Origin of the sequence: Trinickia sp. LjRoot230 (genome assembly GCF_964253315.1) — a bacterium.
Taxonomy (GTDB): Bacteria; Pseudomonadota; Gammaproteobacteria; order Burkholderiales; family Burkholderiaceae; genus Trinickia.
The window spans coordinates 657,869-684,514 of sequence record NZ_CAXUQX020000001.1; the positions used below are offsets into that span (position 1 = coordinate 657,869).

25 protein-coding genes and 1 other RNA gene are annotated in these 26,646 nt (G+C 62.4%); 19 read left to right on the top strand and 7 right to left on the bottom strand.

Features of this window, described 5'->3' with window-relative positions; translation table 11 throughout:
* The first annotated feature begins 63 nt into the window (after positions 1-63).
* Positions 64-1,353 carry a glutamate-5-semialdehyde dehydrogenase gene (locus tag ACSQ20_RS03165; protein ID WP_436017362.1) on the top strand — a complete coding sequence of 430 codons (1,290 nt, stop codon included), beginning with the start codon at positions 64-66 and terminating at the stop codon, positions 1,351-1,353.
* Between the two features lie 55 nt (positions 1,354-1,408).
* The gene (locus tag ACSQ20_RS03170; protein ID WP_436017364.1) at positions 1,409-1,825 is read left to right on the top strand and encodes a CopD family protein; all 417 of its coding nucleotides are present in this window, start codon (positions 1,409-1,411) and stop codon (positions 1,823-1,825) included.
* Between the two features lie 33 nt (positions 1,826-1,858).
* Here ACSQ20_RS03170 and ACSQ20_RS03175 read toward each other — a convergent pair whose 3' ends face one another.
* A complete protein-coding gene (locus tag ACSQ20_RS03175) occupies positions 1,859-2,701 on the bottom strand; it encodes a MurR/RpiR family transcriptional regulator (RefSeq protein WP_436017367.1) in 843 nt (280 codons plus the stop codon).
* Positions 2,702-2,980: 279 nt separating this feature from the next.
* On the opposite strand from ACSQ20_RS03175, the gene edd reads away from it, so the two are divergent.
* The 5 genes from edd to ACSQ20_RS03200 all read left to right on the top strand — a co-directional run bounded on the left by edd (position 2,981) and on the right by ACSQ20_RS03200 (position 8,372).
* Entirely contained in the window at positions 2,981-4,849 is a 1,869-nt protein-coding gene (gene edd / locus ACSQ20_RS03180) for a phosphogluconate dehydratase (RefSeq protein WP_436017369.1), read from the top strand.
* A gap of 12 nt (positions 4,850-4,861) precedes the next feature.
* Positions 4,862-5,497, top strand: a complete 636-nt coding sequence (gene eda, locus ACSQ20_RS03185; protein WP_436017371.1) for a bifunctional 4-hydroxy-2-oxoglutarate aldolase/2-dehydro-3-deoxy-phosphogluconate aldolase — start codon at positions 4,862-4,864, stop codon at positions 5,495-5,497.
* 217 nt (positions 5,498-5,714) lie between these two features.
* A complete protein-coding gene (locus ACSQ20_RS03190) occupies positions 5,715-7,091 on the top strand; it encodes a GntT/GntP/DsdX family permease (RefSeq protein ID WP_436017373.1) in 1,377 nt (458 codons plus the stop codon).
* A gap of 154 nt (positions 7,092-7,245) precedes the next feature.
* Entirely contained in the window at positions 7,246-7,848 is a 603-nt protein-coding gene (locus ACSQ20_RS03195) for a thiamine phosphate synthase (RefSeq protein ID WP_436017375.1), read from the top strand.
* A gap of 20 nt (positions 7,849-7,868) precedes the next feature.
* Positions 7,869-8,372, top strand: coding sequence for a gluconokinase (locus tag ACSQ20_RS03200; RefSeq protein WP_436017377.1), 504 nt, complete (start codon positions 7,869-7,871; stop codon positions 8,370-8,372).
* A 76-nt stretch (positions 8,373-8,448) separates the two neighbouring features.
* Here ACSQ20_RS03200 and purB read toward each other — a convergent pair whose 3' ends face one another.
* Positions 8,449-9,834 (bottom strand): adenylosuccinate lyase, encoded by a 1,386-nt coding sequence (purB, locus tag ACSQ20_RS03205; RefSeq protein ID WP_436017379.1) that lies wholly within the window; start codon positions 9,832-9,834, stop codon positions 8,449-8,451.
* Between the two features lie 265 nt (positions 9,835-10,099).
* Positions 10,100-11,500 (bottom strand): MFS transporter, encoded by a 1,401-nt coding sequence (locus ACSQ20_RS03210; protein ID WP_436017381.1) that lies wholly within the window; start codon positions 11,498-11,500, stop codon positions 10,100-10,102.
* A 412-nt stretch (positions 11,501-11,912) separates the two neighbouring features.
* Between ACSQ20_RS03210 and ACSQ20_RS03215 the strand changes: the two genes are divergently transcribed.
* The gene (locus ACSQ20_RS03215) at positions 11,913-12,884 is read left to right on the top strand and encodes a LysR family transcriptional regulator (RefSeq protein WP_436017383.1); all 972 of its coding nucleotides are present in this window, start codon (positions 11,913-11,915) and stop codon (positions 12,882-12,884) included.
* A gap of 35 nt (positions 12,885-12,919) precedes the next feature.
* On the opposite strand, the gene ACSQ20_RS03220 is transcribed toward ACSQ20_RS03215, so the two are convergent.
* Positions 12,920-14,545 carry a hypothetical protein gene (locus tag ACSQ20_RS03220; RefSeq protein WP_436017385.1) on the bottom strand — a complete coding sequence of 542 codons (1,626 nt, stop codon included), beginning with the start codon at positions 14,543-14,545 and terminating at the stop codon, positions 12,920-12,922.
* 201 nt (positions 14,546-14,746) lie between these two features.
* Here ACSQ20_RS03220 and ACSQ20_RS03225 point away from each other — a divergent pair, with 201 nt between their 5' ends.
* From ACSQ20_RS03225 to ACSQ20_RS03245, 5 genes are all read left to right on the top strand, one after another.
* Entirely contained in the window at positions 14,747-16,051 is a 1,305-nt protein-coding gene (locus ACSQ20_RS03225) for a Glu/Leu/Phe/Val family dehydrogenase (RefSeq protein ID WP_436017387.1), read from the top strand.
* A gap of 224 nt (positions 16,052-16,275) precedes the next feature.
* On the top strand, positions 16,276-17,205 hold the full coding sequence (locus ACSQ20_RS03230) for a glutamate/aspartate ABC transporter substrate-binding protein (protein ID WP_436022888.1): 930 nt from the start codon (positions 16,276-16,278) through the stop codon (positions 17,203-17,205).
* Between the two features lie 98 nt (positions 17,206-17,303).
* Positions 17,304-18,044: an amino acid ABC transporter permease gene (locus tag ACSQ20_RS03235; RefSeq protein WP_436017389.1), complete on the top strand. Its 741-nt coding sequence runs from the start codon at positions 17,304-17,306 to the stop codon at positions 18,042-18,044.
* A complete protein-coding gene (gene gltK / locus ACSQ20_RS03240) occupies positions 18,044-18,721 on the top strand; it encodes a glutamate/aspartate ABC transporter permease GltK (RefSeq protein WP_436017391.1) in 678 nt (225 codons plus the stop codon). Before ACSQ20_RS03235 ends, gltK begins: the two co-directional genes overlap by 1 nt.
* Positions 18,718-19,443 carry an amino acid ABC transporter ATP-binding protein gene (locus ACSQ20_RS03245; protein ID WP_436017393.1) on the top strand — a complete coding sequence of 242 codons (726 nt, stop codon included), beginning with the start codon at positions 18,718-18,720 and terminating at the stop codon, positions 19,441-19,443. The genes gltK and ACSQ20_RS03245 overlap by 4 nt, the downstream gene beginning before the upstream one ends.
* Positions 19,444-19,516: 73 nt before the next feature.
* Here the strand turns inward: ACSQ20_RS03245 and ACSQ20_RS03250 are convergent, their stop codons facing one another.
* Positions 19,517-20,422: a class II glutamine amidotransferase gene (locus ACSQ20_RS03250; protein WP_436017395.1), complete on the bottom strand. Its 906-nt coding sequence runs from the start codon at positions 20,420-20,422 to the stop codon at positions 19,517-19,519.
* A 233-nt stretch (positions 20,423-20,655) separates the two neighbouring features.
* On the opposite strand from ACSQ20_RS03250, the gene pyrC reads away from it, so the two are divergent.
* The 3 genes from pyrC to rnpB all read left to right on the top strand — a co-directional run bounded on the left by pyrC (position 20,656) and on the right by rnpB (position 23,057).
* Positions 20,656-21,741, top strand: a complete 1,086-nt coding sequence (gene pyrC / locus ACSQ20_RS03255) for a dihydroorotase (RefSeq protein ID WP_436017397.1) — start codon at positions 20,656-20,658, stop codon at positions 21,739-21,741.
* A gap of 15 nt (positions 21,742-21,756) precedes the next feature.
* Positions 21,757-22,623: a DUF3025 domain-containing protein gene (locus ACSQ20_RS03260; RefSeq protein WP_436017399.1), complete on the top strand. Its 867-nt coding sequence runs from the start codon at positions 21,757-21,759 to the stop codon at positions 22,621-22,623.
* Positions 22,624-22,636: 13 nt separating this feature from the next.
* Positions 22,637-23,057, top strand: an RNA gene (gene rnpB, locus ACSQ20_RS03265) — RNase P RNA component class A.
* A gap of 96 nt (positions 23,058-23,153) precedes the next feature.
* On the opposite strand, the gene ACSQ20_RS03270 is transcribed toward rnpB, so the two are convergent.
* Positions 23,154-23,576 carry an OsmC family protein gene (locus tag ACSQ20_RS03270; protein WP_436017401.1) on the bottom strand — a complete coding sequence of 141 codons (423 nt, stop codon included), beginning with the start codon at positions 23,574-23,576 and terminating at the stop codon, positions 23,154-23,156.
* Between the two features lie 392 nt (positions 23,577-23,968).
* On the opposite strand from ACSQ20_RS03270, the gene rplM reads away from it, so the two are divergent.
* The 3 genes from rplM to erpA all read left to right on the top strand — a co-directional run bounded on the left by rplM (position 23,969) and on the right by erpA (position 25,376).
* On the top strand, positions 23,969-24,397 hold the full coding sequence (rplM, locus tag ACSQ20_RS03275) for a 50S ribosomal protein L13 (RefSeq protein WP_436017403.1): 429 nt from the start codon (positions 23,969-23,971) through the stop codon (positions 24,395-24,397).
* A gap of 11 nt (positions 24,398-24,408) precedes the next feature.
* Positions 24,409-24,801, top strand: a complete 393-nt coding sequence (gene rpsI / locus ACSQ20_RS03280; protein ID WP_436017405.1) for a 30S ribosomal protein S9 — start codon at positions 24,409-24,411, stop codon at positions 24,799-24,801.
* Between the two features lie 209 nt (positions 24,802-25,010).
* Entirely contained in the window at positions 25,011-25,376 is a 366-nt protein-coding gene (gene erpA, locus ACSQ20_RS03285) for an iron-sulfur cluster insertion protein ErpA (protein WP_436017407.1), read from the top strand.
* A gap of 20 nt (positions 25,377-25,396) precedes the next feature.
* Here erpA and ACSQ20_RS03290 read toward each other — a convergent pair whose 3' ends face one another.
* The gene (locus ACSQ20_RS03290; protein ID WP_436017409.1) at positions 25,397-26,554 is read right to left on the bottom strand and encodes an anhydro-N-acetylmuramic acid kinase; all 1,158 of its coding nucleotides are present in this window, start codon (positions 26,552-26,554) and stop codon (positions 25,397-25,399) included.
* Between the last annotated feature and the right edge of the window lie 92 nt (positions 26,555-26,646).

Here is a 26,646-nt window from a genome sequence, read left to right on the forward strand (position 1 = left end):
ATAGGGCATAGGCAAGAGCAAGAGGCGAAAAGCGCGCCCACGGCGTGCGACGACGAGATGACGATGGATATCGACGAATACATGAACGGCGTAGGCCGTCGCGCTCGCACAGCGTCGCGCGCGATGGCGCGCGCGACGAGCGCTGCCAAGAACGACGCGCTGGCTGCCATCGCAACTGCGATCGAACGCGAAGCCGGTGCGCTCAAGCAGGCGAACGCGGGCGACGTCGAAAGGGCGCGCGAAAAGGGCATGGATGCGGCTTTCATCGATCGGCTCACGCTGTCGGACAAGGCGCTCGCGACGATGATCGAAGGGCTGCGTCAAGTGGCGGCACTGCCTGACCCGATCGGCGAAATCGATGGCCTCAAGTACCGCCCGAGCGGCATCCAGGTTGGGCGCATGCGGGTGCCGCTCGGCGTGATCGGCATCATCTACGAATCGCGTCCGAACGTGACGATCGACGCCGCCGCGCTTTGTCTGAAGTCCGGCAATGCAGCGATCTTGCGCGGCGGCTCGGAGGCGCTGGCCTCCAACGCAGCGCTCGCGGCGTTGATCGGCGAAGGGCTCGCGGCAGCCGGCTTGCCGCGCGACGCGGTGCAAGTCGTCGAGACGGCGGAGCGCGCCGCGGTCGGCAAGCTCGTCACGATGACCGAGTACGTCGACGTCATCGTGCCACGCGGCGGCAAGGGCTTGATCGCACGGCTGATGGAAGAAGCACGCGTGCCGATGATCAAGCATCTGGATGGCATTTGCCACGTTTATGTCGACGATCGTGCCGATATCGCGAAGGCGCTCGCCGTGTGCGACAACGCCAAGACGCATCGCTATGGCACCTGCAATACGATGGAGACGCTGCTGGTTGCGCGCGGCATCGTCCGCGCGGTGTTGCCGCCGCTTGCGCGCCTGTATCACGAAAAGAACGTGGAACTGCGGGTCGATGCCGCGGCGCGGACCGCGCTCGAACAAACGCTGGGCGCGGCCGACGCGGCCGCGCTTGCACTCGTGGATGCAACCGAAGAGGACTGGCGCACCGAATATCTGGCGCCGGTGTTGGCCATCAAGGTTGTCGACGGTATCGATGCCGCTATCGATCACATCAATACGTACAGCTCGGCCCACACTGACGCAATCATCACCGAAGATCACGACCGTGCGATGCGGTTTTTGCGCGAAGTAGATTCGGCGAGCGTGATGGTGAACGCATCGACGCGTTTCGCGGACGGCTTCGAATTTGGCCTGGGCGCCGAGATCGGCATTTCCAACGACAAACTGCACGCGCGTGGGCCGGTGGGGCTCGAAGGGCTCACATCACTGAAATATGTCGTGCTCGGCCACGGTGAAGTGCGGCGCTAACTTGGTCAACGTTGGTCGACTTTGCTCAATCCATGCAAGCATAAAAAAACAGCCCATGCTCTGGATCAAAACATTTCACATCGTGCTCGTGGCGGCCTGGTTTTCAGGCCTTTTCTATCTGCCGCGCATTTACGTCAACCTGGCGATGGAAACCGAACCCGCGGCGTACCGCCGGTTGCTCGTCATGGCGCGCAAGCTCTATCGGTTCATGACGTTCATCGCCATTCCGGCACTGGCCTGCGGGCTGTGGCTGTGGCTTGCCGTCGGCATCGGTAGCGGGCAAGGCTGGATCCACGCCAAGCTCGGCGTGGTTGTACTGCTGGTGCTCTATCACGTCTATTGCCGGCATCTGCTCGGTGTTTTCGAGCGCGGCGAAAACCGCCGCTCGCATCGGTGGTATCGCTTTTTCAATGAACTGCCTGTGCTCGGCATGCTCGCCGCCGTGGCGCTCGTGGTCATCAAGCCTTTTTGAATACCCCAACGGCCAGCGGCCAACTTCGTTGCGCTACGCGTCAGGGTCGATGCGCCGGCGCGTGAGCGTCGCCTTTGCCTGAGCGAGTTTGTCGACGAGTTCGGGCCCGCGCCTCAGTGCCACACCGACGGCCAGAATATCGCCGATGGCGAGATGCGACATGCGCGACGTCATCGGCGAAAAAATATCGGTTTCCTCGGCGATGTTCGCTGACAGGCTGACCGTCGCGATCTGCGCGAGCGTCGAGTTGCTGTGCGTAATGGCGATCACTTTGGCGCCGCCGGCAAGCGCCGATTGCGCCGCCTCGACGATATCGCGCGTGCGGCCCGTGTTCGAGATCGCCACCAGCACGTCGCCCGCGCCCAGCAGCGCAGCCGAAATCGAATAAGTGTGCGGGTCGGCGTACGCAACGCTCGGAATACCGAGCCGAAAGAACTTATGCTGGATGTCCTGCGCGGCAATGCCTGAGCCGCCCGCGCCGTAAAACTCGATGCGCGACGCCTGCGCAAGCAAATCGATCGCCCGGGCGACGCTCGCAGCCGACAAGCTGTTGCGCACCTCGATCAGCGCGCCGATCGTCCTGTCGAACACCTTTGCAATGACGCCCGATGCCGGTTCATCTGGCCGCACGTCGCGGTAAACAGACGGCACGCTTTGCGCGATACTTTGTGCAAGGCGGATCTTGAATTCGCGAAACCCGCCGCAGCCGAGCGCGTGGCAAAACCGTGCGATCGTCGGCTGGCTCACGCCGACTCGGCCGGCTAGCTCCGTCATCGCCAGATCGAGCACTTCGCGAGGCGCGTCGAGGATGTAGTCGGCCAATTTGCGTTCTGATGGGCGCAGTTGCATGCGCATTGCTTCTATTCGGGCGAGCATGGTGAGGAAGGCCGCATCGGCGCAGCGCGGGTGGTTGTCGCCAGTAGTATTGCGGTTTTTGTGTAGAAAATCTACATGCATTCAGCGCGAGATATCTCGCTCATGCGGCTAATGTTGCAAAGCCGCATCTGTGCGTCCGCGAATTTGCGATTGTTTTGATGTAGTTTTTCTACTAAACTTGCTGCGCCGAATGACTGAGCTGTCCCGGGTGGTGCGTAGCCACCACCTCGCCCCCATGCATGGCGCCGCGCGCCATCTTCCGGTAAGGAGCGTTTTCCCATGGTTTCGCCGCATTCCACGCTGACCGAAGTTACCAAGCGCATCGCTTTGCGCAGCCGGCCGACCCGCTCGGCTTATCTTTCGCGCATCGATGCCGCACAGGGCAGGTTCCCGGCACGTGGCGCGCTCTCATGCGCCAATCTCGCGCACGGTTTCGCCGGGATCGAAGGTAACGACAAGCTCGTCATCAAAGCGCAGCGCGCGCCGAATATCGGGATTGTCTCGTCGTACAACGAGATGCTTTCCGCACACGCGCCTTACAAGGATTTTCCGGACCTGATCAAGCGAGCCGCGCGCGAGAACGGCGGTATCGCGCAATTCGCGGGCGGCGTGCCCGCGATGTGCGACGGCATTACGCAAGGCAATCCCGGCATGGAGCTGTCGCTCTTTTCCCGCGAAGTCATTGCGATGGCGACCGCCGTCGCATTGACGCACAACATGTTCGACGCGGCGTTGTGCCTGGGCATTTGCGACAAGATCGTGCCAGGCCTGCTGATTGGCGCGCTGCAGTTCGGCCATTTGCCGACCCTATTCGTGCCGGCCGGCCCGATGACAAGCGGTTTGTCGAACGACGACAAAGCGAAAGTCCGCCAGCGGTTCGCCATGGGCGAAGTCGGACGCGAGGCGCTGCTCGAGGCCGAATCGGCCGCTTATCACGGGCACGGCACCTGTACGTTCTTCGGCACAGCCAACAGCAACCAGTTGCTGATGGAAGTGATGGGGTTGCACCTGCCGGGCGCCGCGTTCGTGCACCCGCACACGCCGTTGCGCGATGCGCTGACGGCCGCGGCCGCGCATCGCGTGCTCGATCTCACGGCCGAGCGCGGCAACTACACGCCGATCGGGCATGTGATCGACGAGAAAGCGATCGTGAACGGTATCGTCGCGCTGCTTGCCACGGGCGGCTCGACCAACCATACGCTGCATCTCGTCGCCATCGCGCGGGCGGCTGGCATCCTGATCGATTGGGACGACTTCGATACCTTGTCGCAGGTCGTGCCGCTGCTGGCCAAAATCTATCCGAACGGCAAGGCCGATGTGAACCACTATCACGCTGCGGGCGGCATGGCGTTTCTCGTGCGCAATTTGCTCGAAGGCGGCTTGCTGCACGAAGATGTGACGACGGTGGCGGGCAAGGGCCTTGCGCACTACACGCAGGAGCCGCGTCTTGTCGACGGCGCGCTCACTTGGGCGCCCGGCGCCGCAGTATCCGGCGACGCTCAAGTATTGCGGCCGATCAACGAGCCATTTCAGCCGGACGGCGGCTTGCGCCTGATGCAGGGCAAGCTCGGGCGCGGCGTCATCAAGATTTCGGCTGTCGCACCCGAGCATCGCGTGGTGCGTGCGCCGGCGATCGTTTTTGATTCGCAAGAAGCCGTGCAAGAAGCGTTCGACAACGGTGAACTTAAGCGCGACTTTGTCGCGCTCGTGCGCTTTCAAGGCGCGCGCGCGAACGGCATGCCCGAACTGCACCGCTTGACGCCGCTGCTCGGCGTGCTGCAGGACCAGGGCTTTCACGTCGCGCTCGTCACGGACGGACGCATGTCGGGTGCGTCGGGCAAGGTGCCCGCTGTCATCCATGTGTCGCCGGAGGCACTGCTGGCCGGGCCGCTCGGCAAAGTGCAGACAGGCGACATGATCGTCATCGACGCCGAGCGCGGCTTGCTCGACGTCGAAGTCGATACCGCCGAATGGGCGGCGCGCGCCGTCGAAGCGCCAAAGCATCAGGCCGACAACGAGGTCGGTTTCGGGCGGGAGCTGTTCGGCGTTTTCCGCGCGGCTGCTCTGCCGGCCGAGCAGGGCGCCTCGGTGTTCGGCGCACTCGTTGGCGAGCCGAGCGGCCAATCTATTCACGCAATCGCGCAATAAGGAGCTAGCACAATGAAAAAGATCGAAGACATCGTCCGCCTTGGCCCCGTGATCCCCGTGCTGGCATTCGACTCGGTCGAGCAGGGCGAGCACGTGTCGCGCGCGCTTTATGCCGGCGGCGTGAAGGTGCTCGAAATCACGCTGCGTACGCCGGCGGGTCTGCAGGCAATCGAGCGGGCGAGCCAGCTCGCCGCCGATATCGTGGTTGGCGTGGGCACCATTACGAAGCCCGAGCACTGCGCGCTGGCGAAGAAGGCTGGTGCGCAGTTCGGCGTCTCGCCGGGGCTCACGAAGGACATGCATAAGGCCGCTCAGGACGCGGGCTTGCCGCTCTTGCCCGGCGTCATGACGCCGACGGATGTGCTGATCGCACTCGAACTCGGCTATGAAATCGTCAAGTTCTTCCCCGCGCAGCAAGCGGGCGGCGTCCCGATGCTGCAAGCGTTTCACGGTCCGTTTCCCACGCTTAAGTTCTGTCCGACCGGTGGCATCTCGGCAGAGACCGCGCCGACGTTCCTCGCGTTGCCGAACGTTGTTTGCGTTGGCGGTTCGTGGCTCACGCCGAAAGCAGCACTTGCCGCGCAGAACTGGGATGAGGTGACGCGGCTCGCGCGAGCGGCTTCCGAGCTTGCCGCTCACCAGCATTGAATTGATTACCAGGCGCCCTGGGCGCCGCGTGATGTCTGATGCAGCCCCTTCTCGCCCAGCGTGAATCACGCATTCCGGCGATAAGGGGTTTCTCTTTTGGGGAACCGGTTCTATCGTCGTTCGCGGTCACGGCCTACAATGCAACGACCGCGCGGCGCGCAAGGCCTGCGCGACTCAGATTCACCTTCGTCGGATAACAAGCCAAAGGAGGGTTTTCATGGGATCGGTGCACGGCGGGCTCTTGCTTTTCTATGCGGTGATCGCGATTGCGGTACTCATCATCTTGATCACCCGCTACAAGATGTATCCGTTCCTGGTGTTGATCCTCGTCTCGCTCGCGCTCGGCATGGCCGCGGGCATGCCGATGGACAAGATCGTCAAGTCATTCGAAAACGGTAACGGCGGCACGCTCGGGCATATTGCCGTCGTGGTCGGGCTCGGCACGATGCTCGGCAAGATGATGGCCGAGTCGGGCGGGGCAGAGCGCATCGCGACCACGCTGATCGACTGGTTCGGCGAGAAGCACATTCACTGGGCGATGTTGTTCGTCGCGATCATCGTGGGCTTGCCGGTATTCTTCGAGGTCGGCTTCGTGCTGCTCATTCCGATTGCCTTCAACGTGGCCAAGCGCACGGGTAAATCGTTGCTTCTGATCGGCTTGCCGATGGTTGCTGGCTTGTCGGTCGTGCATGGGTTGATTCCTCCGCATCCGGCCGCGCTGCTCGCGGTGCAGGCTTATGGCGCCGATATCGGCAAGACCGTTGCGTACGGGCTCGTCGTTGGTGTGCCGACCGCAATTGTCGCCGGGCCGCTCTTCGCGCTGCTCGTGCATCGGCACGTGAAATTACCCGATGTCAATCCGCTGGCGGCACAGTTCGTCGAATCGGCTGAGCAGCGCGCAGCGAGTGGGGCAAGTACGCGCAGCCTGCCGGGTTTCGGCGTGACACTGTTCACGATCTTGTTGCCGGTGCTGTTGATGCTGGTGGGCAGCTGGGCCAACCTCCTTTTCGCGCCGAAGACACTGCCGAACGACTTGCTGCGTTTCATCGGCAACGCCGACGTGGCCTTGCTCATCGCCGTGCTGGTCAGCTTTTGGACGTTCGGCGCGCAGCGTGGCTTCACGCGCGAGCAGATCCAAAAATTCTGTGGCGATTGTCTGGCACCGATCGCCGGCATTACGCTGATCGTTGGCGCGGGCGGCGGCTTTGGCGGCGTGTTGCGCGACAGCGGCATTTCGCAGCAGATCGTCGCGGTGGCGACGCAGGCACAGCTTTCGCCGCTGCTGTTTGGCTGGTTCGTGGCCGCGTTGATTCGCCTCGCTACGGGCTCGGCTACCGTTGCGATGACGACCGCTTGCGGCATCGTTGCGCCCATTGCTGCTGCGGGCAGCGTGCACGTGCGTCCGGAGTTGCTCGTGCTTGCCACGGGCGCCGGCTCGCTGATTTTCTCGCATGTGAACGATGGCGGGTTCTGGCTGATCAAAGAGTACTTCGGGATGACAGTCGGGCAGACCTTCAAGACCTGGTCGCTGTGCGAAACAATCATCTCGCTGCTCGGCCTGGGGCTGACGTTTGCGTTGGCGGCGGTGCTGTAGGGCGACGGTGATTGCGTTTGCCGCTGATTCGAGACTCGACGCAAACACACGCAATCGGGCGCGTTCCGCCAGATTCGTCTCTCGGTAGGCCCGGCGTAAACGGAACAACGACGCAAGCCGCCCTCGTTTTTCTAACGTATATCGCGGACTTTTCATGCCCCAATCAACCATGTTCCCGTCAACCTATCTGATCACGCCAGAACCCGCAACCGGCGCGCCGCTAGCCGCTTTCATTACGTCTTTGGACCGGGCTTTGCAAGCGGGCGTGCGCCTCGTGCAACTCCGGGCGAAGACACTCGCCGCGGCTCAGTACGCCAAGCTGGCCGCCGAGGCTCTCGCGGTTTGCCAGTGCTATGAGGCCCGTTTGCTGTTGAACGCACCGGCCGACGTCGCGCTGACCTTAGGAGCCGACGGCGTACACCTCACCAGCACTCGACTGATGGCATGTGCAAGCAGGCCGTTGCCCTCCGCACTGCTGGTTTCGGCTGCTTGCCACGACGCGCGTCAGGTGCTGCATGCGAACGCTATCGGTGCTGATTTACTCACCATCTCGCCGGTGTTGCCAACCACCACCCATACCACGGCCGCGCCGCTTGGCTGGCGGCGTTTTCGCGAACTCGTGGCGCTGACTTCGATTCCGGTATACGCGCTGGGAGGCATGACCGCCGACACCTTGTATGACGCGCGTAGCGCCGGTGCCCATGGCATCGCGGCAATCCGCTCACTATGGGCAGGCGTTGTCAATGAGGCTACCTAAGACAGCCAGCCGGAGGAAAAATGATTCTGATAGTGATGGGCGTCTCGGGCGCCGGCAAGACGCGGATTGGCGAATTGCTTGCCGAGCGGCTCGGCTGCAGTTTCCTTGATGGCGATATCTTTCACAGTGCCGCCAACAAGGAAAAAATGGCGCATGGCATTGCGCTCACCGATGACGATCGCTGGCCCTGGCTGGCGGCGATTCGCGCAGCGATCGAGGTCAAGGAGCGCGCGGGTGAAACGGCGGTATTCGGCTGCTCGTCGCTCAAGCGCGTCTACCGCGACGTGCTGCGCGGGGGCGTGCCGCCTGATGGCAGCGTGCGCTTCGTTTATCTCAAAGGCTCGTTCGAGGTGCTGCGCGAGCGGCTTGCCGCACGCTCGGGGCATTTCTTCGACCCTGCGTTGCTGCAAAGCCAACTCGATACGCTTGAGCCGCCGGGCGATGATGAAGCTTGGACTGTGAGCATCGAGCTCACGCCGGAGGCGATGGTCGATCAGATCGTGGCGCGGCTCAGCACGAGCTGAGCGGCTAAGCGACCTAAGAAGCAAGGTAAGCCAAGTGGCCGCGTCGCAACCCGGCCTCTTACCTGCGCGTCCCACTTCAGCTACGTTTCGCGAGTTCCGCAGCCTTGCCCGTGTACGTTGCCGGCGTCATGGCCAACAGGCGTGCTTTTGCGTCATCGGGCACCGCCAGCTTTTCGATGAACGCCCGCAACCCTTCGCGCGTGATGCCTTTGCCGCGCGTGAGCTCCTTTAACTGCTCGTACGGATTCTCAATGCCGTAGCGGCGCATGACCGTTTGCACGGGTTCGGCAAGCACTTCCCAGCAATTGTCGAGATCTTCGTCGAGCCGCTGCGGATTGACTTCGAGCTTGTCGAGGCCGCGGATCAGCGCGTCGTACGCCAGCAGCGAATAGCCGAGGGCAACGCCCATGTTGCGCAGCACCGTCGAATCGGTGAGATCGCGCTGCCAGCGCGAAACAGGCAGCTTCTCGGCCAGGTGCTTGAGCATCGCGTTGGCGAGCCCGAGATTGCCTTCCGAATTTTCGAAATCGATCGGATTGACCTTGTGCGGCATCGTCGACGAGCCGATTTCGCCAGCCTTTGTTTTTTGCTTGAAGTAGCCGACCGAGATATAGCCCCAAACGTCGCGATCGAGATCGAGCAGGATCGTGTTGGCGCGAGCGACGGCATCGAACAACTCGGCCATGTAGTCGTGCGGTTCGATTTGGATCGTGTAGGGATTGAACGCGAGCTTGAGACGCTTTTCGATGACCTCGCGCGAAAACGCTTCCCAATCGAATTCCGGGTAGGCCGACAAATGTGCGTTGTAGTTGCCCACCGCGCCGTTCATCTTGCCGAGAATCTGCACTTGCGCGATACGCTCGATCGCGCGCGCGAGCCGCGCCGCGACGTTGGCGATTTCCTTGCCGAGCGTGGTGGGGCTGGCCGGCTGGCCGTGCGTGCGTGCGAGCATCGGCTGATCGGCGTGCGTGCGGGCAAGTGCCACGAGCCGGCTGTGGACCGAGCGCAGCGCGGGCAGAATGACGTGCTCGCGCGCACCGGCGAGCATCAAGCCGTGCGATGTGTTGTTGATGTCTTCCGATGTGCACGCGAAGTGGATGAATTCGCTGGCTCGCTCGAGTTCGGCCTGGCCTTTCACCGATTCCTTGAGCCAGTACTCGACCGCTTTCACATCGTGATTCGTCACGCGTTCGATTTCCTTGATCCGAGCGGCGTCGTGCGCTGAAAAGCGCTCGGCCAAGCCCAGCAAGAAGCGCTCGGATTCCCCCGAGAAGCGCGGGATTTCGGCGAAACCGGCCTGCGAGAGCGCAATCAGCCAGTGCACTTCGACCGTGACGCGGTGACGCATGAAGGCGGCTTCGGAGAGCCAGTCGCGCAGGGCTTCGGTTTTCGCGGCATAGCGGCCGTCGAGCGGGGAGAGTGCGGTGAGGGCAAAAAGCGTATCGGCGCGGGTATCGGACATGATGAGGCTAACGGGGCGCGGCGAGCGCCCATCTGTTAAGCGGCAAGGGAATCGCGGATTTTACCACTGGCGGCGCGCGGCACCGCGCATTGCCGCGTGGGCATCAGCAGCCGAACTGATCGGATCGCCGGATCGCGCCGCGAAACCTATCGAAGCGGCACGGCAGGCGGTGCGTTCAGTGGACTCAAAGCAGAAGTAAAAAGGGCATGCGTCATTGCGCATGCCCTTTGGTGCATGGCCCGTGAGGGCCTGATACGAAGCTGGCTTAGTCGCTTGCCGCCGCCGGGCGGCCGCTCAGGTTCGCACTGGCAGGTACGGCGGCGAGCGTGCCGGGCGCGGCCCAGGTCAGCCACTGCGTGCGCAAGGCGACGAGCGCCGCGCACGCGCAGGCGGCCAGCGCGCCGAAGGTGACGAAGCCCATTTGATAGCTGCCGGTGCTTTCCTTCGCGATGCCCATCACGACCGGCAAATAGAATCCGCCGATCCCGCCCGCGGCGCCGACGACGCCCGACAGCAGACCCGTCTTGCCCTTCCAGCGATGCGGCACGAGCTGGAATGTCGCACCGTTACCTAGACCGAAGGCGATGTAAAGGGCCACGAGCAGCGCGATGCCGCCGCTCAACGGGGGCATCCAGGCGGCAAAGGCGAGATCGGCCGCTGAGATCGCCGCGAGCAGCACGAGCAGCGCGCGCACGCCGGTGACACGATCAGCCAGATAGCCGCCGAACGGACGCACCATCGCACCGAGAAACGCGAGCAACGACATGAAAAGGCCGGCTTCGAGTTTCGGCATCTGATAAAGGTTGGTAAGCAGCAGCGTCACATACGACGACATGCCGACGAAGCCCCCGAACGTAATGCTGTAGATCAGCATCATGACCCAGGTGTCGCGTTCGGCGAGGACTGTTCGGTAACGGGCCGGCAACAGCGCCACGGCGCCGGCCGCGCCGAGCACCGGCAACAGCAGCACGCCGGTCTTGCCTGAGCCGAACACGCCTGCTTTGACCGCCAGCACAAGGACGATGAGCCCGATGAGCGTGGCGACGAAGCTACCCGACGCGCGCAGTACGCTGCCGGTTTTTTCGCCGCTGTCTTCGGCCCAGGCGAAGACCGACAGGCCTGCTATGGCGAGCAACGGCAGCGCCGCGGCCGTTGCGAACTGCCAGCCGACGGCTGCGGCAACATGTGGGAACAGGAAACCGTCGAGCACCGCGCCGATGTTGCCTGCGGCCGCGAGGCCCAGCACCAGGCCCTGGACTTTCGGCGGATAGCTGCTGCCTGCCATCGGCAGCGCCACGGCGAAGCTCGCGCCGCCCATCCCGAGGAATACGCCGAGCACGAGCAGCAGCGAATAGGAAGGAACCGACGGCCAGAGCGGCAGAACGATCGTCGGCAAGGCCGAGAGCAGCACACCCACGAGCGCGACGCGCCGGCCATCGGCCGACTGATAGAGGTTACCGAGCGCGACACGCAGGATGGCCGCCGCGAGCACGGGCACCGCGACCAGAAAGCCTTGTTGTGCCGCTGTCATCGCGATGTCTTTTCCGATGAACGGCGCGAGCGGGCCGTACAGGACCCAGACCGTGAAGCCCGTATCGAAATAGAGAAAACAGGCGAGCAGCGAGCGCCAATTGCCGCTCCGTAGCGCGTGTTGCAGGTTCTTCATGACAGCCTCGCGTCAGTGATTCCATGGTTGGTGCGTGCGCGCGTATTTCTGCGGTGCAGCGCGACGGCCCGGTAACGCAAGGGCCGTGCCATGCGGCCGCCGTGGAGTTGCCTGACTTGGCCTGACGAATTGCCCGATGCGCATAGTGCGGGTAGCGAAGCAGCGGCGCGCTGCGGCAAGCGGGACGGGCACGGCCTGGTATATGCCTGTGCACGCCCCACGATTCCCGCACCAGTTACGCGCAGCAGGCACTGCGGCCGTGCGCCACGGAGCGACGATGGTGCGTTGCGGCAAGCGGAATGGGCGAATTGGCCTTATCGAGTGCGTCGGCGCTCGGCGAGCGGCCGGCCCGGGCGTTCGCGCCGGTAGAATGCGGGCATCGCCGCGATTGCGGTTTTTGGTGATGCCCCGCATGGAACTGAAATGGCTCGAGGATTTCGTCTCCCTGGCCGAAACGCGGAGTTTTAGCCGCTCGGCCGAGTTGCGCCATGTCACCCAGCCGGCGTTCTCGCGACGGATTCAGGCGCTGGAGGCGTGGCTTGGCACCGAGCTGATCGACCGTTCGGTGTATCCGACGCGGCTGACCCAGGCGGGCGAAGTCTTCTACGAGCAGGCGCTTACGATGCTTTCGCAAATGCACGAGGCGCGCATCGTCCTGCGCGGGCATGTCGGCGCGCCGGCGGCGACGATCGAGTTCGCAGTGCCGCACACACTCTCGTTGACCTACTTTCCGCTCTGGCTGCAACGCATCGAAGCGCGCATGGGACCTGTGCATACGCGGCTGCGGGCGTTGAACGTGCACGATGCGGTGCTGTCGCTCGTCGAAGGCGGGTGCGATCTGGTGATGGGCTATCACCATCCTAGCCATCCGGTGGCGCTCGATCCGGCTCGCTATGACATGTTGACACTCGGCTTCGAACCGATCAGCCCGTTTTCAGCGCCGCTGCGCGCGGGCCGCGCGCGGCACCAGTTGCCGGGCACGCCTGAGGCGCCGGTACCTTATTTGTCCTATACGCAAAACGCCTATTTGGGGCGTATGACGGAAGTGATCATTGCAAAGGCGCCGGAACGGCTTTATCTCGATCGCACTTATGAGACCGATATGGCCGAGGCATTGAAGGCGATGGCGCTAGCGGGACATGGCGTCGCGTTTTTGCCGCATAGCGCGGTGGAAGACGCCGTCGCGGCAGGCCAGTTGATCCGGCTCGATCGTCCGGCGCGCGGCGTGGCGGCGGATCGGTTCACGTTGACGATGGAGATCAGGCTTTATCGAGACAAGCTGGCGGCCAATGGAGACGATCCGCGACATGCGCTCGTGCGCCGGCTGTGGGACGAGGTCGCGAACGAGTTGCGCTCGGGTGGGGAGGCGTCCCGCGTCGAGTGACGGGGACGCTTGCTGGCGGTGGTCGGTGCGGGTGGCTAGTCGCCGCCCCCTTCGGCTCGGATCAGTTCGGCTCTGATCATTTCCAGTTTGTCGAGATGCTCGGGCTTCGTGATGCCGAAATGGTTGGCTACGACATCCACCGTTGGGCGCGGTCGCCATTCGCGCAATGCGCGGGTTGCAGGACCGTTGGCGGACGTCTCGTCGAGCACATCGATGACAGCGAGTTCCGTAATGCCGTATCGTTGGGCCATGACCCGGACGTTGAATCCTTGCTGGACGGCCGCTTGTGCGGCGGTGAACGAAGCGGTCGCGTACGAGATGCCGAAGCGGTGCGCGATTACCTGAACGTCGCCTGCCAACGCGCCTGCCTGCCGCAGCGCGATACCGGCCTCGCCCTCAAGGGCCGCGGGCTCGAGCAGGCTCGTGACGGCAAGCGTGATTCCGCGTTGCTGAGCGACGGCAAGCACGTTCCCTCCACGCCTTACCTCGTCACCCACGCCCCCGTGGATTAGCCTCTTTTCCAATTCAAGCTGCTGTCCTCGGTCCAATAGCAGCCTATTGGCGACCTGTCCGACGGGCTCTCCCCGTTGCAGCGCGGCGGCTTTCGCCAACTCCCATCGCAATGTGTTCACCTCGACGCCGTATTGTTTTGCCACCTGCTCGAGCATCTGCCCCTGATGCAAGGGGGCGTGCCGTTCGACGGCTGCCATGGCCGCGTAGCCTTTCAACGTTTCGCGATCCTCCGGCCTGATGCCATAGCGTTCAGCAACCGCTTCGTAATTAATGCCTGCAACGACGTCACGGCGGGCTGGGCCGTTCAGCGCGAATTGATGAAGCGCTGCGAGCGGCTCGGCGTCAGTGACTCCGAAGTCGTTCGCGACATCGTCCACCTTCCGACCACGGTCGATAGAACCCTGTATCGCTGCCCAACGCAACGTCGCAATGTGGTCGTTATAGTAAATGCCGTATTTGTCCTGCACGGCCACGAAGTTGCCCGTCGCAAAGGCCTCCGCGCTGGCCGGGCCTGCTACCGAAATGCCTTCGAGTCGGTAGCGTGTTGCGGGATCGCTAATCGCCTTTTGTAGCCTCGCATCGTTGAGGCTGACTCCTCTCTGGGCAAGGCGGTCCGCCCACGCGAAAAGTCTCGCAATTGCGCCCTGTCCTATCGGCTGTTGCGGGCCAGGCATGCCAAAGGGCGCCCGTCGTGTGCCTTGCGGCGGCGGAGGCGCGGCGCCATACGGCGCCTGCTGCGGTGGCGGAGGCGGTGCGCCGTATGGGGCCTGCTGCTGCGGTGGCGGAGGCGCGGCGACGTACGGGGCTTGCTGCGGCGGCGGAGGCGGTGCGCCATACGGCGCCTGCTGCGGCGGAGGAGGTGCGGCGCCGTATGGAGCTTGCGGTGGCATACCATACTGGCCTGGCGCGCCACCCCCATGCCTCGGATTGTTGATCGCACGTGCGGCGGCGTCCAAACCTCTCTGGGCTGCGGCGATGCCTTGCTGGGTACGGGCTTTCAAGCCGTCGATCAGCGGACTCTGACCAGGTGCCGTCGGGGGCGGTGGTGGCAGGGGACCCGCACCACCCTGTTGGGGCTGCTGGTAATTCTGATAATTAATACGCGGATCCGCTCCGGGATCGCCTGGGCCGCCGACGGGGTTAGTCATGATCTCTCCAAAACAACATTCGATTTGCCCCACTTTTAGCACCGCTCACTCGGCCGCAAGCTCGGCGGTGCGAAGAACCGTCATCGCAACCGCAGCGTCATCTGTTATGCAAAAAACGCATAACGCAATGACCAATCGGCATTGGATTTCAAAAAGCGGTTTTTCGACAATGGCGCTCATTCCGTGACCGTTGGAGTCTTCATGTCTTCGCCACTGCCGTCAGATGCAACTGCGCAATCCATCCCTTCGTATTTGCACGCTGACGATCTCGGCCCTTGGGGCAACTACCTGCGCCAAGTCGACCGCGTCGCACCGTATCTCGGCTCGCTTTCCCGCTGGATCGAAACACTCAAGCGCCCGAAGCGCATTCTGATCGTCGACGTGCCGATCGAACTCGATAACGGCACCGTCGCTCACTTCGAGGGCTATCGCGTCCAGCACAACGTTTCGCGCGGCCCCGGCAAGGGCGGCGTGCGCTACCACCAGGACGTAACGCTTTCCGAAGTCATGGCGCTGTCAGCCTGGATGTCGGTGAAAAATGCCGCCGTGAACGTGCCGTACGGCGGCGCGAAGGGCGGCATCCGCGTCGACCCGCGCAAGTTGTCACGCGGCGAGCTCGAGCGCGTCACGCGCCGCTACACGAGCGAAATCGGCATCATCATCGGCCCGAACACCGATATTCCCGCGCCCGACGTCAACACGAACGAGCAGATCATGGCGTGGATGATGGACACCTACTCGATGAACCAAGGCCAAACGGCCACGGGCGTCGTGACCGGCAAGCCGATTGCGTTGGGCGGTTCGCTGGGCCGCAGGGAAGCGACGGGCCGCGGTGTGTTCGTCGTCGGCACCGAAGCGGCGCGCCGCATCGGCCTCGATATCGAGGGCGCACGCGTAGCCGTGCAAGGTTTCGGCAACGTGGGCGGCATCGCCGCACGATTGTTCCAGGAAGCGGGTGCGAAAGTGGTGGCGGTTCAAGACCATACGGGCTCGCTTTACAAGGCAAGCGGCATCGACACAGCCGCGCTGTTTGCGCACGTGGCGCAGACGGGCGGCGTGGGCGGCTTCACCGGCGTTGACCCGCTCGTCAACGATGAATTCTGGACCATCGAAACCGACATCCTGATTCCGGCCGCGCTCGAAAACCAGATCACCGAGAAGAACGCGGCGAAGATCAAGACTCGCATCATCGTTGAAGGCGCGAACGGCCCGACGACCACGGCGGCCGACGATATCCTTCACGATAACGGCGTGCTCGTCATTCCCGACGTGGTGGCGAATGCGGGTGGCGTGACGGTTTCGTACTTCGAGTGGGTACAGGACTTCTCAAGCTTTTTCTGGACCGAAGACGAAATCAACCAGCGTCTCGAGCGCGTGATGCGCGAAGCGTTCGACGCGGTGTGGCAAGTCGCCAGCGAAAACGAGATCTCGATGCGCACGGCGGCGTTCACCGTGGCGTGCAAGCGGATTTTAATGGCACGCGAACTGCGTGGGCTCTATCCCTGATTCTCTGATATCGGGGCGACATCGATCGAAATCGATCGAATTGCTCGGGAATTTCCCTTATTGTCCGGCACGCTGCGCACAACGCGGTGCGGCCGGGCAGCTCGGCGCGGGCGGCACCGATCGGTGTCGCCCGTATCGTTTGCGCACTGAGTCCGCATAATGCGTCGATCACATCGTGATTTTTAATGCGGGCGCGGGTGCTTTCAAAATCGTAACTTGATACACTGGCGCGGGTTTTGGCCATGGAGATCACCACAATGAAGATCAAGAAGACCGCCGTATTGCTTGCCGCTCTCTGCACGTTGGCTTCCGGTAGTGCGCTTGCACAAGATTCCGGCACACTGAAAAAGATCAAGGATACGGGCGTCATTTCGCTCGGTCATCGCGAATCGTCGATTCCGTTTTCCTACTACGATGACAAACAGAATGTGGTGGGCTACGCGCGCGACGTCCAGATGTACGTCGTCGATGCCGTGAAGAAAAAGCTCAACATGTCGAATCTGCAGGTGAAGAACGTTCCGGTCACCTCGCAAAACCGCATTCCGCTGGTGCAAAACGGCACGGTCGACATCGAATGCGGCTCGACGACGAACAACAAGGAGCGCCAGCAGCAAGTGGCGTTTTCGAACACGTTCTTCGTGATCGGCACGCGGCTCATGACGAAGAAAGACTCGGGCGTCAAGGATTTCGCCGATCTGAAGGGTAAGACGGTGGTAACGACGGCAGGCACCACGTCGGAGCGTCTGTTGCGCAAGATGAACCAGGAGAAGAGCCTGGGCATGAACATCATCAGCGCGAAAGACCACGGCGACTCGTTCCATACGCTCGAAACGGGCCGCGCCGTCGCGTTCATGATGGACGACGCGCTGCTGGCGGGCGAGCGTGCCAAGGCGCACGAACCGGGCGAGTGGGTTATCGTCGGTACGCCGCAATCGCGTGAAGCGTACGGCTGCATGATGCGCAAGGACGATGCCGAGTTCAAGAAGGTCGTCGACGATGCGATTGCCCAGTACCAGACGTCGGGCAAGGCCGCAGCGAGCTACAAGACGTGGTTCGAATCGCCGATTCCGCCGAAGGGCCTCAACTTGAACTTTCCGGTGAGCGAGGATATGAAGGCGCTCTTCAAGAGCCCGAACGACAAGACGTTCGATTAACGGGCGAGTGTATTCGCTGGTATCGTCCGTACTAACCGGCAGTTGAATCGAACGGAAGAGGCCCCGCTTCTTCCGTTCTTTTCGTTGGAGTCCTGATCATGTCCTATCACTGGAACTGGGGCATCTTGCTTCAGCCCGTGTCCACCGGCGAGCCCGCGACTTACCTCGGATGGCTGCTCTCCGGGATGCGCGTGACGGTGACAGTGTCGCTTGCGGCGTGGGTCATCGCGCTGATCGTCGGCTCGCTCTTCGGTGTGCTGCGCACGGCGCCCAGTCGCACCTTGACGAGCATCGGCACCGTTTATGTCGCCATCTTCCGCAACGTGCCGCTGATCGTGCAGTTCTTCATCTGGTATCTGGTCGTGCCGGAGTTGTTGCCGGTTTCGCTCGGAACCTGGTTCAAGCAATTGCCGCCCGGGGCACAGTTCTTTTCGTCGTCGATCATCTGTCTCGGCCTGTTCACAGGTGCGCGAGTGTGCGAGCAGGTGCGCTCGGGCATCGAAGCGCTGCCACGCGGTCAGCGTGCCGCGGGCCTCGCGCTCGGGCTCACACACTGGCAGACCTATCGCCATGTGCTGTTGCCGGTTGCCTATCGGATCATCGTGCCGCCGCTCACCTCCGAGTTCCTGAATGTCTTCAAGAACTCGGCCGTGGCGTCCACGATCGGCTTGCTCGATCTGTCGGCACAGGCGCGGCAACTCGTCGACTACACCGCGCAGACCTACGAATCGTTCATCGCGGTGACGCTGGCCTATGTCCTCATCAATCTGGTCGTGATGAGCATCATGCGCTTCATCGAACACAAGAGCCGCCTGCCCGGCTACATCGGAGGCAAGTGATGCATCATTTCGATTGGAGCGGCATTCCGGGCGCGTTGCCGACGCTGATGACCGGTGCTTACGTCACGCTGCAGATCACCGTGCTGGCGATTGTCGTCGGTGTTGTATGGGGTACGGTGCTCGCGCTGTTGCGGCTTTCGGGCGTGGCGCCGCTTGGCTGGTTCGCCAAGGGCTACGTGACGGTATTCCGTTCGATCCCGCTCGTGATGGTGTTGCTGTGGTTCTTCCTGATCGTGCCGCAGTTTCTGCAAAACGTGCTCGGGCTCTCGGCCAACATCGACATCCGGCTTGCGTCGGCGATGGTGGCGTTTTCGCTCTTCGAGGCCGCGTATTACTCGGAGATCATTCGCGCAGGTATTCAGTCCGTCTCGCGTGGGCAGGTCAACGCATCGTTCGCGCTCGGCATGACCTACGCGCAATCGATGCGCTATGTCATCTTGCCGCAGGCGTTTCGCGCGATGGTGCCGTTATTGCTGACGCAGGCCATCGTGCTGTTTCAGGACACGTCGCTCGTCTACGTGATCAGCCTCGCGGATTTCTTCCGTACCGCCACCAATATCGGCGACCGCGACGGGACGATGGTCGAGATGGTACTGTTTGCCGGCGCGTGCTATTTCGTGATTTCGCTGCTCGCGTCGGGCATCGTCAAAGGACTTCGGAAAAAGGTCGCAAGATGATTTCAATCAAGAATGTTTCGAAGTGGTACGGCCAGTTCCAGGTGCTCACCGATTGCACCACTGAAGTCAAAAAGGGTGAGGTCGTCGTGGTGTGCGGGCCGTCGGGCTCGGGCAAATCAACGCTGATCAAGACGGTCAATGGCCTCGAGCCGTTCCAGCAGGGCGAAATTGTCATCAACGGCCAATCGCTGAAAGATAAAGCGACGAACCTGTCGAAGCTGCGTGCCAAGGTCGGCATGGTGTTTCAGCATTTCGAACTGTTCCCGCATTTGTCCATTACCGAAAACCTGACGCTTGCGCAGATCAAGGTGCTCGGCCGTTCGAAGGACGAAGCGGTCACCAAGGGAATGAAGCTGCTCGATCGCGTCGGCCTCAAGGCTCATGCCGACAAATACCCAGGTCAGCTTTCGGGCGGCCAGCAACAACGCGTGGCGATTGCGCGGGCGTTGTCGATGGACCCTGTGGCGATGCTCTTCGACGAACCGACCTCGGCGCTCGACCCGGAAATGATCAACGAGGTGCTCGATGTGATGGTCGAACTGGCTCGCGAAGGCATGACGATGATGTGCGTCACGCACGAGATGGGGTTTGCGAAGAAGGTCGCGCACCGCGTGATTTTCATGGACCGCGGCCTAATCGTCGAAGATGACAGCAAGGACGATTTCTTCGCGAATCCGAAGTCGGACCGCGCGAAGGAGTTTCTCGCCAAAATCTTGCATTGAGCTAGCGGCCTGGCTGCCTGTCGCGCTTGCGATGGGCAGCTTTTCAACTTTTCAGCTTTTCAGCCGTTTTACATCACGATTCGTACGCGGCGATATCGTCGGCTTCGGCGGCGGGGCTGTCGCTCGATGTTCGCATCGTGGCCGACGCGCTCACGTCGCATGCGGGGTTGCGTGCTTTTTCGAGCACCGATGCGGGCACGGGGATGTGCGTGCGCGCCACCACGTCGCCATCTTGGAACATCAAAAGATCGCCCGGCTCGAACGCTGTCCAGACCTCATCGTCGGTCAGCGGCTGCGTGGCGATTACCGCTACGCGGTCTTCGGGCGTCGTGTATTGCGCGAAATCGATCGACATGTCCGCATCGATCAAATGCGCGGTGGAGAACGGCCAGCGCCGCACGAGATAGTGCAGATGTGTCGAGCAATGGGCGAAGAGCGCCTGACCGTTCGACATCAAAAAGTTGAGCACGCCGTAATTCGTGATCTCGCGCGTGAGCGAGGTGAGGGCGGCAAAAAGCTCGTGCAGCGGCGGCTGCGCGCACGGAAACGCTTGACGCAGCCCCTGCATCAGCGCGCAAAAGGCGAGTTCGCTATCGGTCGTGCCGACGGGCTGATAGACGCCGGTCAGCGAGGGCCGATAGTCTTGCAGATCGCCGTTGTGCGCGAAGATCCAATGCCGGCCCCACAGTTCGCGCATGAACGGGTGGCAATTCTCTAGCAGGATGTGGCCCTGCGTGGCCTTGCGAATATGCGCGATCGTGTTTTTCGATTTGATCGGGTAGCGCTTCACCATCTCGGCGATCGGCGAGGTGGCCGATGATTGATGATCGATGAAGAGCCGGCAGGCTTTGTCTTCGAAAAAGGCGATGCCCCATCCGTCGGCATGGTGATCGGTGACGCCGCCGCGCGCGGCAAAGCCGGTGAAGGAGAACGTGACGTCCGTGGGGGCGGCGCAGTTCATTCCGAGAAGTTGGCACATGGTACGGGCGCGCGGTGATCGAACGGGCCGCTTCGCGGACCCGCTACAATAGTGTGTTTGAAGCATATACCGAGCCGCTGACCGAAAAAAGCGAAATCAGCTGGCCCGAGCCGGCAAACGTTGCGGTTTTTCCACGTCCGCCGCTGGTTCGGTATTTTTTTCACCCTATGCCGCCGCGGCCGTTAGTCGTCCACCGGCGCTTCTCTTTGCCTTGCGTTCGTCCGATCGTCGCCATGACTGCCTCCTCCTCCTCTTCGCGTGATGCCGCCACCGGCGCGCCCTCCACGCTGACGCTCGCGCGCCCCGACGACTGGCACTTGCATCTGCGCGATGGCGCGATGTTGGCGGCCGTCCTGCCGCATACGGCGCGCCAGTTCGGCCGCGCAATCGTCATGCCGAACTTGAAGCCGCCCGTCACCACGACCGAGGCTGCGCGCGCTTATCGCGCTCGGATTCTCGCGGCGCTGCCGGCAGGCGCCGCGTTTGAGCCGTTGATGACGCTCTATCTGACCGATAACACGCCCGCCGACGAAATTCATCGCGCGAAGGAGAGCGGCTTCGTGCATGGCGTGAAGCTCTATCCGGCCGGCGCGACGACGAACTCGGACGCGGGCGTCACCGATCTGCGCCATTGTGCGAAGGTGCTCGAGGCGATGCAGGAGATCGGGATGCCGCTCTTGGTCCATGGCGAGGTGACGGACCCGCTGATCGACCTCTTCGATCGCGAAAAGGTCTTTATCGACCGCGTGATGGAGCCGCTGCGACGGGATTTTCCGGCGCTCAAAGTGGTGTTCGAGCACATTACGACGAAAGATGCCGCCGACTATGTGCGCGATGCTGGCGCGGCTGCTGGCGTGCTCGGCGCGACGATTACGGCGCACCATCTGCTTTACAACCGCAACGCCATTTTCCAGGGCGGCATTCGCCCGCATTATTACTGCCTGCCGGTGCTCAAGCGGGAGACGCATCGCGTGGCGCTGATGGCTGCCGCGACGTCGGGCAACCCGCGCTTTTTCCTCGGCACGGATAGCGCGCCGCATGCAAAAGGGGCGAAGGAGCATGCGTGCGGATGCGCCGGCTGTTATACGGCCTTGCACGCGCTCGAGCTTTATGCCGAAGCGTTCGATCAAGCGGGGGCGCTCGATCGGTTGGAGGGCTTTGCCAGCTTTTTCGGCGCGGACTTTTACGGTCTGCCGCGCAGCGCTGAACAAGTGACGCTTGTGCGCGAAAGCTGGACGCTGCCGAGCACGTTTGAAGCGGGGGATGTGTCCGTTGTGCCGCTGCGAGGCGGTGAGGAGATCGGCTGGCGGCTCGTCTGAGTTTGGCGTTGACGCATGGACGTGACACACGCAATCGACAAGGCCGTCTTGGGCGGCAGGTTCGCCGGCATCGAGCGAATCGATTGGACGGCGCCCTGGTTTGCGCCGCTCGCTGCGCGCGGGGCGGGTTGGCAGCGGGTGGTGCTCGAGAATCCCGCCGATTATCTGGCGACTTTGCGGCGCGACGCGCGCACCGAGGGCTACACGACCGGACGCGGCGCGGCGCTGACATTCATTGCTCAGGCCGAGCTGCCTGCCGGCACGGCTTACGAGGCGCACATCGCAGTGACGGGACGCGTGCCGACCCGCGACAATCTGCATGACTTCTTCAATGCGCTGATCTGGTTTGGCTATCCGCGCATGAAGGCGGCGCTCAACGCACGGCAGGCAAGCGTGATCGAGCGCGACGGCGTGGGCTCCGCACGCGGTGCCGAGCGCGATGCATTGACCCTTCTTGACGAAAACGGGGTGATCTTCGTGACGGCGGATGCGGCGCTGCGTCGTGCTTTGGTCGAATTCGATTGGCGCACGCTGTTCGTCACGCAGCGCGCGGCGTGGGAAACGCGTTGCCACGTCCGTGTGTTCGGCCATGCGCTGCTCGAAAAGCTGATTGCGCCGTATAAAGCCTGCACGGGTCATGCGTGGGTCGTCGACGCGCCCATCGAGTATTTCGCTTGGAACCCAGCACAGCAGCGCGCCTGGCTTGACGCGACGATCGCAGCGCAGTTGGCCTGCGTACCGCTTTCGAGCCGCATGTTTGCGCCGTTGCCGGTCTCGGGCGTGCCGGGTTGGTTTTCGGCGAACGCCGAGCCCGTTTTTTACGACGACGCGACGGTCTTTCGGCCGGGGCGTCGTGCGGCTCGATCAACCGGACCGTGCTAGACTCCCCGGTTGCGAAGTGGGCCAGGCAGTCGCGGCTTTTTCTGGTTACGGCTGGAAAGGGGCGAGGAAAGTCCGGACTCCATAGGGCAGGGTGATGGCTAACGGCCATCCGTGGCAACACGCGGAACAGGGCAACAGAAAGCAAACCGCCGATGGCCCGGCGTAAGTCGGGATCAGGTAAGGGTGAAACGGTGCGGTAAGAGCGCACCGCGGCTGCGGCGACGCAGTCCGGCACGGTAACCTCCACCCGGAGCAATTCCAAATAGGCAGGCGCGCATCTTCGCGATGCAAGACGGGGCCCCCGTCTCGCCTGCGGGTAGGAAGCTTGAGCGCGTCAGCAATGGCGCGCCTAGAGGAATGGCTGCCACGTGCGGCGCTCGCCCTTGTGGCGCGTGCCGTGCGCACAGAATCCGGCTTACCGGCCCGCTTTGCAGCAAACAACAGAAAGCCGGCGCCCTTTATGGGTTTCCGGCTTTTTTATTGGTTAGACGATGATGTCGCCAGCACCGGCCACGTTGAAAACGCGCGGCCTATCGCTCCACGATATCAAACGAATGCGAAAGCTCAGCCGTCTTGGCCAGCATGATCGAAGCCGAACAGTATTTATCGTGCGACAGATTGATCGCCCGTTCGACCGTCGCCGGATTGAGATTCTTCCCCGTGACCGTGAAATGGAAATGAATCCGAGTGAACACCTTCGGGTCTTCGCTGGCGCGTTCGGCCTTCAGCGCGACTGAGCAGCCGTCGATCTCCTGACGGCTTTTCTTGAGAATCATGACGACGTCATAGGCCGTGCAACCCCCGGTGCCGAGCAACACCATTTCCATCGGGCGCGGTGCCAGATTGCGTCCGCCGCCCTCCGGTGCGCCGTCCATCATGGCCAGATGGCCGCTGCCCGTCTCGGCGGCGAACGCCATGCCGTCAGGCCCCATCCAGCTCACTTTGCATTCCATTTCAAGGCTCCCGCGCTGTCAGTCCAACGCGCATTGTAGCGGCAGCGTTGTCCGGCCGCGGCCCTCACCGACAATCCTGCATTATGAGATTGCATTTCGCAATGCAAATTTTCTTGCGCGTTTGCTGTTCGGTCTGTAGAATGTGTCTTATCGGTTGCTGAGGTATTTGGCAACCTCCGCATGTCTCCTCCACCCTCCTCCTTAGGTGGATTAAGCCCGAGCCGAGTGTTCGGGCTTTTTTTTGACTGCTCGCGTCGAATTCCTTTATAATTCAGGGCTTTTCCGCATCCATGCCCGCGGAAGAAGAACAGGGAGAGCCTGCGCCGCGTCTCGATACGCACATATAAGCAGGAGAAAAAGAGAAAGGGCTGGGCAATTTTTTTGGATCGATCATGAAGACTTTTTCCGCCAAGGCCCATGAGGTGCAGCGCGAATGGTACGTGATTGACGCGACGGATAAGATTCTCGGCCGTGTCGCCAGCGAAGTGGCGCGCCGTCTTCGCGGCAAGCACAAGCCTGAATTTACCCCGCACGTCGACACCGGTGATTTCATCATCATCATCAACGCCGGCAAGCTGAAGGTCACGGGCAACAAGACCACCGACAAGAAATACTACCGTCACTCGGGCTACCCGGGCGGTATCTACGAAACGACGTTCGGCAAGATGCAAGAGCGTTTCCCGGGCCGCGCGCTCGAGAAGGCCGTCAAGGGCATGCTGCCGAAGGGCCCGCTCGGCTACGCGATGATCAAGAAGCTGAAGGTCTACGCCGAAGCCACGCACCCGCATTCGGCTCAACAGCCGAAAGCGCTCGAGATCTAACGGGAGCCCACATGATCGGTAATTGGAACTATGGTACGGGCCGCCGCAAGAGCGCTGTTGCTCGTGTCTTCATCAAGGCAGGCAAGGGCGACATCGTCGTCAACGGCAAGCCCATCGCCGACTACTTCTCGCGCGAAACGTCGTTGATGATCGTGCGCCAGCCGCTCGAACTCACGAATCACGGCGCCACGTTCGACATCAAGGTCAACGTCACGGGCGGCGGCGAAACGGGGCAAGCCGGTGCGGTTCGCCACGGCATCACGCGTGCGCTGATGGACTATGACGCAACGTTGAAGCCGACCCTTTCGAGCGCCGGTTTCGTGACGCGTGACGCACGTGAAGTCGAGCGTAAGAAAGTCGGCTTCCACAAGGCACGCCGCAGGAAGCAATTCTCGAAGCGTTAATCGCGCTTTGCGCATCGCGCCAACGCTTGGCGCAATGCCCGAAAGGCCGCAGACTGCCCCGCGCAGTCGGCGGCCTTTTTCATCGAATATTCATGAAATATGGGGCGCGAAGCATCGACGGAACAAGCACCCATTGAATTCAAGGGCTTGCAGCACGATATTCGGAAGAGCCCTACAATGGCGCTTAGCAGCTTTTTTGGAGAGTTCGAATGAACGCCGTCACCGACACCCCAGTGACCGAGATGCCCAGTCCCTTCGTCTTTACCGACGCAGCGGCTGACAAAGTGAAGCAACTGATCGAAGAAGAAGGCAACCCCGAACTCAAATTGCGCGTGTTCGTGCAAGGTGGCGGCTGCTCGGGCTTCCAGTACGGTTTCACGTTCGATGAAGCGATCAACGAAGACGACACCGTCATGAACAAGGCGGGCGTGCAACTGCTGATCGATTCAATGAGCTATCAGTACCTCGTTGGCGCCGAAATCGACTACAAAGACGACATCAACGGCGCGCAATTCGTCATCAAGAATCCGAACGCGTCGTCTACCTGCGGATGCGGGTCGTCGTTCTCGGCTTAAAGCGGCATTAAGCCAAACTTTCAGCGCGGATAAATCGCGCCGAGCACGCGTTCGCCGGCCGCTCCCGTGACGGCCGGTAAATTGCCGGAAACGCGCGCAATGCATCGCATCGCGAGCCACGCAAACGCCATCGCTTCCACGTGGTGAGGCGGCACGCCCAGCTCATCGGTTGTGTTGACCGATACGCCGTTCACTCCACTCTTCCCAAGTGCTATCGCAAGCGCTGTCATCAGCGCCGGGTTGCGTGCGCCGCCGCCGCATACGTACACGGCGCGGCATGAGGGCGCGTGCCGCTCGATCTCGCGCGCAATCGTGATGGCCGTCAGCGCGGTGAGCGTCGCTTGAATGTCGGCCGGTTGCAGATTCGCGAACGCGGCCAGCTTTGCATCGAGCCACGCTGTATTGAACAAATCGCGCCCCGTGCTCTTCGGCGGCGCAAGCTCGAAAAACGGTTCGTCGAGCAGCGCGTTCAACAGCGGCTCGACGACGTGTCCGCTCGCAGCGAACCGGCCGACTTCGTCATAGGGCGTGCCGAGATGGCGGCTCGCCCACGCGTCGAGCAGCACGTTTGCCGGCCCGCAATCGAAGCCCCGGACGGCGGATGCCGCATCTGCAGGCAAAACGGTGATATTGCTGATGCCGCCGAGATTGCAGACGACGCGCGTTTCGTCAGTCGAACCGAACAGTTGCGCGTGAAAGGCCGGCACGAGCGGGGCGCCCTGGCCGCCTGCGGCGACGTCGCGGCTGCGGAAATCGGCCACCACGTCGATATGCGTCATTTCCGCGAGCAGCGCCGGGTTGTTGATCTGGCGCGTGTAGCCTTTTTCAGGGCGATGCCGCACCGTCTGCCCATGCACGCCGATCGCGCGCACGCGCGTCGGCGCCAGGCTGGCCGAGCGCTGCAATTCATGGCAGCACACGGCGTAACGGGCGGCAAGTGCGGACGCGGCCAGGGCCTCGCGGTCGATCTCGTTGTCGCCGGGCTGTTGCAATGCGAAGAGCGCCTCGCGCAGGCCGTCGTCGAAGTCGACGAATGCGTCGGCCAGCACGAGCGGCGCGTGGCCTTCGGCGAATTCGACGGCAATGCCGTCGACACCGTCCATACTCGTGCCCGACATCAAGCCGAAGTAGATGCCGTCGCCGAATGGCGGTGCTGCGCTACGGGAAGTACGGGACACTGCGGCTCCTGATCGTCATGGTCGGGCGCGGCCCGAGCGCGTTTGCCCGCCCGTCGCCGCAAATCGACATTATCGACGCATTGGCTGCTTCG

Excerpts from the sequence above, each read along its gene's own strand:
- ACSQ20_RS03165 (WP_436017362.1), top strand. The coding sequence starts at position 64 with ATGGATATCGACGAATACATGAACGGCGTAGGCCGTCGCGCTCGCACA.
- ACSQ20_RS03170 (WP_436017364.1), top strand. The coding sequence starts at position 1,409 with ATGCTCTGGATCAAAACATTTCACATCGTGCTCGTGGCGGCCTGGTTT.
- ACSQ20_RS03175 (WP_436017367.1), bottom strand. The coding sequence starts at position 2,701 with ATGCTCGCCCGAATAGAAGCAATGCGCATGCAACTGCGCCCATCAGAA.
- edd (WP_436017369.1), top strand. The coding sequence starts at position 2,981 with ATGGTTTCGCCGCATTCCACGCTGACCGAAGTTACCAAGCGCATCGCT.
- eda (WP_436017371.1), top strand. The coding sequence starts at position 4,862 with ATGAAAAAGATCGAAGACATCGTCCGCCTTGGCCCCGTGATCCCCGTG.
- ACSQ20_RS03190 (WP_436017373.1), top strand. The coding sequence starts at position 5,715 with ATGGGATCGGTGCACGGCGGGCTCTTGCTTTTCTATGCGGTGATCGCG.
- ACSQ20_RS03195 (WP_436017375.1), top strand. The coding sequence starts at position 7,246 with ATGCCCCAATCAACCATGTTCCCGTCAACCTATCTGATCACGCCAGAA.
- ACSQ20_RS03200 (WP_436017377.1), top strand. The coding sequence starts at position 7,869 with ATGATTCTGATAGTGATGGGCGTCTCGGGCGCCGGCAAGACGCGGATT.
- purB (WP_436017379.1), bottom strand. The coding sequence starts at position 9,834 with ATGTCCGATACCCGCGCCGATACGCTTTTTGCCCTCACCGCACTCTCC.
- ACSQ20_RS03210 (WP_436017381.1), bottom strand. The coding sequence starts at position 11,500 with ATGAAGAACCTGCAACACGCGCTACGGAGCGGCAATTGGCGCTCGCTG.
- ACSQ20_RS03215 (WP_436017383.1), top strand. The coding sequence starts at position 11,913 with ATGGAACTGAAATGGCTCGAGGATTTCGTCTCCCTGGCCGAAACGCGG.
- ACSQ20_RS03220 (WP_436017385.1), bottom strand. The coding sequence starts at position 14,545 with ATGACTAACCCCGTCGGCGGCCCAGGCGATCCCGGAGCGGATCCGCGT.
- ACSQ20_RS03225 (WP_436017387.1), top strand. The coding sequence starts at position 14,747 with ATGTCTTCGCCACTGCCGTCAGATGCAACTGCGCAATCCATCCCTTCG.
- ACSQ20_RS03235 (WP_436017389.1), top strand. The coding sequence starts at position 17,304 with ATGTCCTATCACTGGAACTGGGGCATCTTGCTTCAGCCCGTGTCCACC.
- gltK (WP_436017391.1), top strand. The coding sequence starts at position 18,044 with ATGCATCATTTCGATTGGAGCGGCATTCCGGGCGCGTTGCCGACGCTG.
- ACSQ20_RS03245 (WP_436017393.1), top strand. The coding sequence starts at position 18,718 with ATGATTTCAATCAAGAATGTTTCGAAGTGGTACGGCCAGTTCCAGGTG.
- ACSQ20_RS03250 (WP_436017395.1), bottom strand. The coding sequence starts at position 20,422 with ATGTGCCAACTTCTCGGAATGAACTGCGCCGCCCCCACGGACGTCACG.
- pyrC (WP_436017397.1), top strand. The coding sequence starts at position 20,656 with ATGACTGCCTCCTCCTCCTCTTCGCGTGATGCCGCCACCGGCGCGCCC.
- ACSQ20_RS03260 (WP_436017399.1), top strand. The coding sequence starts at position 21,757 with ATGGACGTGACACACGCAATCGACAAGGCCGTCTTGGGCGGCAGGTTC.
- ACSQ20_RS03270 (WP_436017401.1), bottom strand. The coding sequence starts at position 23,576 with ATGGAATGCAAAGTGAGCTGGATGGGGCCTGACGGCATGGCGTTCGCC.
- rplM (WP_436017403.1), top strand. The coding sequence starts at position 23,969 with ATGAAGACTTTTTCCGCCAAGGCCCATGAGGTGCAGCGCGAATGGTAC.
- rpsI (WP_436017405.1), top strand. The coding sequence starts at position 24,409 with ATGATCGGTAATTGGAACTATGGTACGGGCCGCCGCAAGAGCGCTGTT.
- erpA (WP_436017407.1), top strand. The coding sequence starts at position 25,011 with ATGAACGCCGTCACCGACACCCCAGTGACCGAGATGCCCAGTCCCTTC.